At 66.4% G+C, this 7,511-nt stretch carries 8 protein-coding genes and 1 tRNA gene; 8 read left to right on the forward strand and 1 reads right to left on the reverse strand.

The annotated features are described in order from the left end of the window. The first annotated feature begins 53 nt into the window (after positions 1 to 53). From OC184_RS14445 to OC184_RS14455, 3 genes are all read left to right on the forward strand, one after another. Positions 54 to 140, forward strand: a tRNA-Leu gene (locus OC184_RS14445). A 135-nt stretch (positions 141 to 275) separates the two neighbouring features. Further along, a complete protein-coding gene (locus tag OC184_RS14450; RefSeq protein WP_265507891.1) occupies positions 276 to 1,571 on the forward strand; it encodes a glycosyltransferase in 1,296 nt (431 codons plus the stop codon). Beyond that, on the forward strand, positions 1,561 to 1,941 hold the full coding sequence (locus OC184_RS14455) for a DUF983 domain-containing protein (RefSeq protein ID WP_265507892.1): 381 nt from the start codon (positions 1,561 to 1,563) through the stop codon (positions 1,939 to 1,941). The genes OC184_RS14450 and OC184_RS14455 overlap by 11 nt, the downstream gene beginning before the upstream one ends. Here the strand turns inward: OC184_RS14455 and OC184_RS14460 are convergent. Beyond that, complete coding sequence (locus OC184_RS14460; protein WP_265507893.1) at positions 1,938 to 2,639, reverse strand: GntR family transcriptional regulator; 702 nt, start codon at positions 2,637 to 2,639, stop codon at positions 1,938 to 1,940. The genes OC184_RS14455 and OC184_RS14460 overlap by 4 nt on opposite strands. An 81-nt stretch (positions 2,640 to 2,720) precedes the next feature. Between OC184_RS14460 and uxaC the strand changes: the two genes are divergently transcribed. The 5 genes from uxaC to OC184_RS14485 are packed head-to-tail and all read left to right on the forward strand — an operon-like array spanning position 2,721 to position 7,344. Beyond that, positions 2,721 to 4,127: a glucuronate isomerase gene (gene uxaC, locus OC184_RS14465; protein WP_265507894.1), complete on the forward strand. Its 1,407-nt coding sequence runs from the start codon at positions 2,721 to 2,723 to the stop codon at positions 4,125 to 4,127. A 21-nt stretch (positions 4,128 to 4,148) separates the two neighbouring features. Next, positions 4,149 to 5,120 carry a TRAP transporter substrate-binding protein gene (locus OC184_RS14470; protein WP_265507895.1) on the forward strand — a complete coding sequence of 324 codons (972 nt, stop codon included), beginning with the start codon at positions 4,149 to 4,151 and terminating at the stop codon, positions 5,118 to 5,120. 55 nt (positions 5,121 to 5,175) lie between these two features. After that, the gene (locus OC184_RS14475) at positions 5,176 to 5,781 is read left to right on the forward strand and encodes a TRAP transporter small permease (RefSeq protein WP_265507896.1); all 606 of its coding nucleotides are present in this window, start codon (positions 5,176 to 5,178) and stop codon (positions 5,779 to 5,781) included. A gap of 4 nt (positions 5,782 to 5,785) precedes the next feature. Next, complete coding sequence (locus OC184_RS14480; RefSeq protein ID WP_265507897.1) at positions 5,786 to 7,066, forward strand: TRAP transporter large permease; 1,281 nt, start codon at positions 5,786 to 5,788, stop codon at positions 7,064 to 7,066. Next, positions 7,063 to 7,344: a cupin domain-containing protein gene (locus OC184_RS14485; protein WP_265507898.1), complete on the forward strand. Its 282-nt coding sequence runs from the start codon at positions 7,063 to 7,065 to the stop codon at positions 7,342 to 7,344. Before OC184_RS14480 ends, OC184_RS14485 begins: the two co-directional genes overlap by 4 nt. Positions 7,345 to 7,511: the final 167 nt, after the last annotated feature.

The raw sequence follows: 7,511 nt of genomic DNA on the forward strand, positions 1-7,511 counted from the left end.
ATGCCTCTTTTCATCTGCCTGCGGCTCGGCTATCAGGCGCGAACTGCCCGGATGCGGTCGTGGCGGAATTGGTAGACGCGCAGCGTTGAGGTCGCTGTTCCTTAACCGGAGTGGAAGTTCGAGTCTTCTCGACCGCACCAACAACCTTCCTAGAGACATTGATGTCAGCCCGGCTGTCGCCTTCCGGCGGACGGCGCCTGTTGCCGATCCGCCCTGGTCCGTGATCGCGACGCGGACTTCGGGAACGATCCACCGGCAGAGGTGTTCAAGAAGGCATGACAACCGCCGCGCCGTTCCAGTCACGAGCCTGCGTCGCCATCCCCGGCCCCCTGCCGGAAGGCGCGCTGAGGATCGTGATGATCTGTCCGCCGTTCCTCAGTCACCTGCGCGCGTTCGAGGCGATCGGCAAGGAACTGCTGGCCCGCGGCCATCAGGTCATCTTCCTGGCCGAACCAGATGCCGAGATTTCTGCGAACCACGTTGTGCATGCCCTTCCCCCAGACGACGCCCCCCGATCCGAGCGGGGGTTCATCCGCAACATCCGGGCAGGGGCGCAGCGGACCGACCGGCTCTGCCGCTTCGGCTTGTCGATTCTGCGAGCGCTGTCGCCGGACCTGATCCTGGGTGACCAGACCGAGCCTGCGGCGGGGCTGCTGGCAGATGCAATGAGGGTGCCGATGCTGTCGGTCGCCTGTGCGCTGCCCTTTGATCCCGAACCCGGCATCCCGTTGCCCTTCGTGGGCTGGTCTTACGACCCATCCGATGAGGGTCTGCGGCGCAACGACGGTGGAGAGATGGTCACCAATTGGCTGATGACGCCGCACCGCCGGGTCATCCTGTCATGGGCGGCACGCTGGGGCCTGGGCAGGCGGGACAGCTTTGCCGACTGCCTGTCCCGCCTGGGAACGCTGGCGCAGACGGTGCCGGGCTTCGACTTTCCTCGGCCGGTCAACGGTGCCGGCCTGACTCAGGTCGGCCCCTTCCGCCGGGATCCTCCGGGGCTGTTTCCGGCCGACATCCGGCCCGATCCGGGGCGGCCGCTGGTCTATGTCTCGCTGGGGACGCTGCAGGGGCACCGCTGGCGCCTGCTGGCGTGCATCGCGCAGGCCTGCCGCAATCTGGGGGCGCAGGTGATCGTGTCACATGGAAACGCGCTGGACCCTGCGACGGCGGACCGGATCGGCGCCAACTGGGTCCGCAGCTTCGTGCCGCAGCGCGCGGTTCTGGCGCGGGCGGATCTCTGCGTGACGCATGGCGGGTTGAACACGACGCTGGAATGCCTGGCGCAGGGCGTGCCGATGCTGGCCATCCCCCTGGCCCACGACCAGCCGGGGGTGGCGGCCCGGATCGAGCGCTGCGGTGTCGGCCTCCGCTTAGGGCGGATGTCGCGGCGGCAGTCGCAGATCGAGGCGGCGCTGTCGCGGCTGCTGTCGGAGCCAGTTTACGCCGCGAACGCCCGGCGCATGGCGGCGGCCACGGCGCAGCTGCCCGGCGCCGCCGGCGTCGTCCAGCGGATCGAGCGGCTTGTCGGCGCGTCACCTCGGGGCAAGGATGCGGCCCGTGCAGTCTGACCCCCCGCCGGCGCCCCGCGACGCCCGCGGCGCGATGGTCCGCGGCACCTTGAACCGCTGCCCGTCCTGCGGCGACGGGCGCGTCTTCGACGGCTATCTGAAGGTCAAGGACCGCTGCGAGGCCTGCAGCGCGCCCTTGGGGGCCTATCCCGCAGCAGATGGCCCGGCGTTCTTCACCATCACCATCATGATGCTTCTGCTGATCCCGATGATCGGCTTCGGCTGGACGGTCTTCAGGTCGGACCCGGTCGTCCTGCTGGTCGGCCTGATCATCGTGACGACGATCATGACACTGGTGCTGCTGCGGTTCGTGAAGGGCGCCTTCCTAGGCTATCTCTGGGCGCATGACGAACGCGACCGCGGGTCCTAGGGGGCGGCGAAGACCTCGGGCTGGTCGATGCGCAGGCGCGCGACGATATGCTCGATGTGGCTCAGGTGCGTGCGCAGGGCACTGGCGGCCGCATCGGGGTTTCGGTCGCGCAGGGCCTGCAGGATCTGCCGATGCTCATCGAAGGCGTTCGAGGCGGTGAAGGACAGCGACAGATAGCGTGCCCGGTCCATGTGGCCCTTGTTTTCCTTGACCAGCGCCCAGACGAAATCCAGCCCCGCCGCATGGCAGATGTCGCGGTGGAACCGCTCGTCCAGTGCATGGAACTCGTTCCGGCGGTCGCCCCGGATCGCATCTTCCTGAAGGTCGATCAGCGCGTCCAGACCGTCAAGGTCGGCGTTTGTCAGCGCCGTCGCCGCGACCCGCATCGCGGCCTCCTCCAGCGCGCTGCGGATGAAATAGGCCTGCATTACGGCCTCTTCCGAAATTGCCGTCACCGTGGTCGCCCGCTGCGGGCGGATCTGGATGAAGCCCAGTTGCGACAGGCGGTAGAACGCGTCCCGCACCGGCTGGCGCGAGACGCCCATCTGTGCGGCGACCTCGGCCTCTGACAGCTTGGTTCCCGGTGTCAGCGTCAGGTTGACCACCCGTGAATAGAGCGCCTCGAACACCTGGTCGGTGACGGTCCTGGGGCGCAGGTCCGCAGGCGCCGGGGGCGATCGGAATTCGGGTTGCGGCATGACGAGGCCTCGGTTGACGCGTCTCGTAAACTAGCATATTACCAGACCAGTTAGAGGGCAAGCGAGTCGGAGGAGGACCGCGTGGCGCTGCTGGCAGAAGATCGTTTGTTTCCCGTTGAACCCAAGGTTCGCGTCATGGCGCGCGACCTTTACGACGGGGTGCACGACCTGCCGATCCTGTCGCCCCATGGTCACACGGATCCGCGCTGGTTCGCCGAGGATCAGCCGTTCCCGGACCCGGCGCAGCTGTTCGTGACGCCGGACCACTACGTGTTCCGCATGCTCTGTTCGCAGGGCGTGCCGCTGACCGACCTGGGCGTGCCCCGCGTCGATGGCGGACCGACCGAAACAGACGGCCGCAGGATCTGGCGCCTGTTCGCGAATAACTATCACCTGCTGCGCGGCACGCCGTCGCGGTTGTGGCTGGACCACAGCTTTCAGCACGTCTTCGGCATCGACCGCCGCCTGTCGGCCAAGACCGCCGACTGGTACTACGACCACATCGCCGATTGCCTGTCGCGTCCCGAATTCCGGCCCCGCGCGCTGTTCGAGCGTTTCAACATCGAGGCCATCGCCACGACTGAGGCCGCGACTGACGATCTGCGCTGGCATCGGATGATCCGCGAGAGCGGCTGGCAGGGCAGGGTCATCACGGCCTACCGTCCCGACGGCGTGATCGATCCTGAAATGGCGGGTTTCGCCGACAACGTCGCCCTGATGGGTCAGCAGACCGGCTTCGATACCACGACCTGGGAGGGCTATCTGGACGCGCACCGGGCGCGGCGGGCGTTCTTCATCGAGCACGGCGCGACCTCCAGCGACCACGGCCACTCCTCGGCCCGGACCGAGGATCTGCCTCAGGCCGATGCGGCGGCGCTGTTCCAGAAGGCGCTGCGTGGCGCCGGCACGCCCGAGGACGCCGACGCCTTCCGCGGCCAGATGCTGACCGAGATGGCGCGGATGAGCCTTGATGACGGGCTGGTCATGCAGATCCACCCCGGATCGCGGCGCAACCACTCCGACGACGTGCTGGCGACCTTCGGCCGCGACAAGGGCTTCGACATCCCCGGCCGCACCGACTATGTCACCGCGCTGCGTCCGCTGCTGAACGCGGTCGGCATGGACCCGCGCCTGACGGTGATCCTGTTCACCCTGGACGAGACCTCCTATGCGCGCGAATTGGCCCCGCTGGCCGGCGTCTGGCCCTGCCTGCGCCTCGGGCCGCCCTGGTGGTTCCACGACAGCGCCGAAGGCATGCGCCGCTTCCGTGAAATGACGACGGAAACGGCGGGCTTCTACAACACCGTGGGGTTCAACGACGACACCCGCGCCTTCTGCTCGATCCCGGCGCGGCACGATGTCGCCCGGCGGGTGGACTGTTCCTATCTGGCGACCCTGGTCGCCACGGGCCGTCTTGCGGAAGACGAGGCGCCCGAGGTCGCGCGCGACCTGACCTATGGCCTGGCGAAACGGGCCTACAAGCTGTGAACTTCATACTGGGAGGATAAGATGAAGTTTCTGACAACAACTGCACTGGCCCTTTTGGCCTCGGCCGGCATCGCCGGCGCCTGCGAGATGACGCTGCGTTCGTCCGACACCCATCCCGACGGCTATCCGACGGTCGAGGGCGTCAAGGCCATGGCCGCCGAGGTCGAGGAGAAGACCGACGGCCGCATCTGCATCGAGGTCTTCCCGTCGTCCCAGCTGGGCGAGGAGAAGGACACGATCGAGCAGACCCAGTTCGGCGTGATCGACATGGTCCGCGCCAGCTTCGGGTCGTTCAACGACATCGTGCCGGTTACGCAGCTGATGTCGCTGCCCTACCTGTTCCGGTCGGTCGATCACATGCACAACGTCATGGACGGCCCCATCGGCGAGGAGATCGCGGCGGGCTTCGAGGAAAACGACCTGATCGCGTTGGCCTATTACGACGGCGGTTCGCGCAGCTTCTACAATTCACAAAAGCCGATCCAGTCGATCGAAGACCTGGAAGGCATGAAGTTCCGCGTCATGCAGAACGACGTCTTCGTCGACATGATGAGCGCGCTTGGCGCCAACGCCACGCCGATGCCCTATGGCGAGGTCTATTCCTCGATCCAGACCGGCGTCATCGACGGGGCCGAGAACAACTTCCCCAGCTATGACAGCTCGGGCCATGCCGAGGTCGCCAAGTACTTCACGCTGGACGAACACCTGATGGTGCCGGAACTGGTTGCCATGTCGAAATCGACCTGGGAAAAGCTGTCGCCCGAGGATCAGCAGATCATCCGCGAGGCGGCGCGGAATTCGGCCACCGTCCAGCGCGAGCTCTGGGCCGAGCAGGAGCGGGCGTCCGAGGAGAAGGTCGTCGAGGCGGGCGCCGAAATCATCCGCGACATCGACAAGACCCCGTTCATCGAGGCGATGGCCCCGGTCTACGAGAAATACGTGACAACCCCGGAATCGCAGGACCTGGTCAAGCGCATTCAGGAAACCGAGTGATCCGGTGGCCGCCTGCAGTTCCGCAGGCGGCCTTTCTTCTTTCTGGGGGCGCAATATGCGCGACACGTTGATCCGATTGGCGGCCGTGACCGGTGCCGTTGCCAAGGCCGGGCTGTGGCTTGCGGGGGCGGGGCTGGTTCTGATGACCGCTTTCGTCTTTGCGCAGGTCTTCTATCGTTACGTCATCGGCACCAGCCTGTTCTGGGCCGAGCCCGCAGCCGTCATGCTGATGGGCTGGTTCATCTTCCTGGGCGCAGCGGTCGGCGTGAAGGAGGGCTATCACCTGTCCTTCGACGTGGGGCTGATGGTGGTGCCGGAAAGCTGGCGCCCCTGGTTTCACAGTTTGTCGGACCTGGTCGTGACGGCCTTCGGCGGGGGAATGGCCTGGTATGGCTGGCAGTTGGCGGCGCGGGCGGCGTCGGGCGTGGTGCCGGGGCTCGGCATCTCTCGGCTGTGGGATTTCGCGCCTGTCATCGCGGGTGGCATCCTTCTGATCCTGTTCTCGGTCGAGCGTATCCTGCGCCGGGCAGCCGGGCTGAAGACGATGCGCTTTGGTGACATGGACGATGCCGCCGACGGAGAGGTCGATGCCGGCGCCCATGGCGCGCAGGCGCGGGACGTGCTGCAGGGGCAAGCCCCGCAGCGCACGGTCAAGGAGTAGGCCGATGGAATACTGGATCCTTTTCGGCAGCTTCGCCGCCCTTCTGCTGATCGGCACGCCGGTCGCCTTCTGCCTGGGCGCGGCCAGCTTCGCGACGGTCGCCTATCTGGGCCTGCCGCCGGTCGTCGTCTTCCAGCGCCTGAACAGCGGCGTGTCGGTCTTTGCGCTGATGGCGATTCCCTTCTTCATCTTCGCGGGCGACCTGATGGTGCGCGGCGACATCGCCCGGCGCCTTGTTGCCTTGGCGGGCGCAATGGTCGGCCACCTGCGCGGCGGCTTGGGGCAGGTCAACATCATGGCCTCGCTGATGTTCGGCGGGGTGTCGGGCTCGGCCGCGGCCGATGCCAGCGCCGTCGGTGGCTTGATGGTGCCGCAGATGAAGGCGCGCGGCTATGACGTCGATTTCGCCGTGAACATCACCGTCGTCAGCTCGATCATCGCGCTGATGATCCCGCCCAGCCACAACATGATCATCTATTCTATCGCGGCGGGCGGGCGGCTCTCCATCGCCGACCTGTTCACCGCCGGCATCATCCCGGGCCTTCTGCTGGCGCTGATGCTGATGGGCGCCAGCTGGTGGGTCGCCCGCAAGAAGGGCTATCCGACCGAACCGTTCCCCGGCCTGCACATGCTGGGGGCGCTGTTCGTCTCGGCCCTGCCGGGGCTGATCCTGATCGCGATCATCTTCGGCGGTGTCCGCTCCGGCATCTTCACCGCCTCTGAGAGCAGCAACATCGCGGTCGTCTATGCCCTGCTGGTGACGGCGCTGGTCTATCGTAGCCTGCCCTGGTCCGAATTCGTCGAGGCGACGAAGGGTGCGGTGCGTACGACGGCGATGGTCCTGCTGGTCATCGGCACCGCCGCCTGCTTCGGCTGGCTGCTGGCCTATCTGCGCGTGCCGGCCCAGCTGGTCGAGATGCTGCAGAACGTGTCCGACAACCCGCTGGTCATCCTGCTCCTGATGAACCTGATCCTGCTGGTGCTGGGCACGTTCATGGACATGTCGCCGCTGATCGTGATCACCACGCCGATCTTCCTGCCCGTCGCCACCGCCTTCGGCGTCGATCCGGTGCATTTCGGCGTCATCCTGATCCTGAACCTGGGGATCGGGCTCTGCACACCGCCGGTGGGAGCGGTGCTGTTTGTCGGCTGCGCGGTGGGCCGCATCAGCATCTGGCAGGCGATGCGGACGATCTGGCCCTTCTATGGCGCCGCATTCCTGACGCTGATGCTGGTAACCTATATTCCTGCCCTGTCGCTCTGGCTGCCTTCGGTGTTCAGATGAGCGATCCCACCCGCACCGTCCTGGCCCATTCGCCAGACCTCATGGTCGTCCGCTTCGAGTTCGAGACCGGCGACCGGGGCGCGCTGCACAGCCATCCGCACGTGCAATCGACCTTCGTGCAGTCGGGACGGTACCGCTTCACCGTCGACGGCCAGACATCCGAGGTCGGGCCGGGCGACGCGTTCATCATCCCATCGGGCGCCGAACATGGCTGCCTGTGTCTTGAAAAGGGCGTCCTGATCGACAGCTTCACGCCCCGCCGCGACGATTTTCTGTGAAAGGACCCTATCCATGACCCATGTCGAGACCCGCCACGCGATCCACCCGGAGCACGCCAAGGGCATGGACACCGAGACGCTGCGCCGGCACTTCCTGGCGCAGGGGCTGTTCGCGGAAGGGCAGATCCGGCTGGTCTATACGCATTACGACCGCTTCGTCGTGGGCG

It is taken from the genome of Paracoccus rhizosphaerae (assembly GCF_026162645.1).
Taxonomy (GTDB): domain Bacteria; phylum Pseudomonadota; class Alphaproteobacteria; order Rhodobacterales; family Rhodobacteraceae; genus Paracoccus; species Paracoccus rhizosphaerae.